At 61.7% G+C, this 1,313-nt stretch carries 1 protein-coding gene and 1 other annotated feature; the gene reads left to right on the forward strand.

Features of this window, described 5'->3' with window-relative positions; genetic code table 11:
- Window positions 1-50 precede the first annotated feature (50 nt).
- A protein-coding gene (locus tag ACI1V7_RS28330; protein WP_404536066.1) for an IS3 family transposase occupies window positions 51-1,273 on the forward strand; the annotation gives its coding sequence in 2 pieces (ribosomal slippage) (window positions 51-339 and window positions 339-1,273; 1,224 coding nt in all).
- Window positions 329-445: a sequence feature (AL1L pseudoknot), on the forward strand. Its footprint overlaps the gene before it by 117 nt.
- Window positions 1,274-1,313: the final 40 nt, after the last annotated feature.

Raw genomic sequence — 1,313 nt, forward strand, 5'->3', positions numbered from 1 at the left:
TGAACCGCCCCGGATTTTGTAGAGGCTCCATTGTTTGAGAAAATGGAGCTATGAAGAAGCAACCCAAGTATTCCCCCGAAGTCATCGAGCGCGCCGTGCGCATGGTCAGCGAGGCCGCGAGCGAGTACAGCTCGCAGTGGGCGGCAATCGAATCCATCGCGGCCAAGATCGGCTGCACACCTGAGACGCTGCGTCGCTGGGTACGCCAGCAAGAGCGTGATACCGGCCAGCGTCCAGGGCCGACCACGGCCGAAGAGGAACGCATCAAGGCGCTGGAGCGAGAGGTGCGCGAGCTGCGCAAGGCAAACGAGATCCTGCGTCTGGCGAGTGCATTTTTCGCCCAGGCGGAGCTCGGCCGCCACTTCAAACCGTGAGGGCATTTATCGACCAGTACCGCCATGCCTACGGTGTCGAGCCGATCTGCAAGGTGATGCAGGTCGCGCCGTCGGGCTACTGGCGTTACGCGGCGCGGCAACGCAACCCGGCGTTGCGCTGTGCCCGTGTTCAGCGTGATGACGTGCTGAGTGTCGACATCGAGCGGGTCTGGCAGGCGAACATGCAAGTCTACGGTGCCGACAAAGTGTGGCGCCAACTGCGACGTGAGGGAACCGAAGTGGCTCGCTGCACGGTGGAGCGCTTGATGCGCAAGGCTGGCCTGCGTGGCGTCATGCGTGGCAAGGTTGTGCGCACGACGGTTGCCGATGCAAAGGCGCCGTGCCCGCTTGATCGGGTCAACCGCCAGTTCAAGGCGCAGCGGCCAAACCAACTGTGGGTCAGCGATTTTACGTACGTCTCGACCTGGCAGGGTTTCGTCTATGTCGCTTTCGTGATCGACGTCTTCGCCCGGCGCATCGTGGGCTGGCGCGTCAGCAGCTCGATGCGGACCGACTTCGTCCTCGACGCCTTGGAGCAGGCGCTGTACGCGCGTCAGCCCGAACGGAACGAGCTGGTCCACCATAGCGACAGGGGCTCGCAATATGTGTCGATAAAGTACAGCGAGCGCCTGGCGGAAGCAGGTATTGAGCCGTCTGTGGGCAGCAAGGGCGACAGTTACGATAACGCCTTGGCCGAAACCATCAATGGGCTCTACAAGGCTGAGCTGATCCACCGCCGCGCTCCTTGGAAAACGCGTGAGGCCGTCGAACTGGCTACGTTGGAATGGGTTTCCTGGTTCAACCACCACCGTCTGCTTGAACCACTCGGCTATATACCGCCGGCAGAAGCTGAGGCAAACTATTACAAGCAGTTGAGCAGTCAGGCCCTCCCGGTCTGACTCACACTAACCGGCCTCCACGAAAGCCGGGGCGATTCAG

Source organism: Massilia paldalensis, assembly GCF_044901715.1.
GTDB lineage: Bacteria > Pseudomonadota > Gammaproteobacteria > Burkholderiales > Burkholderiaceae_D > Telluria > Telluria paldalensis.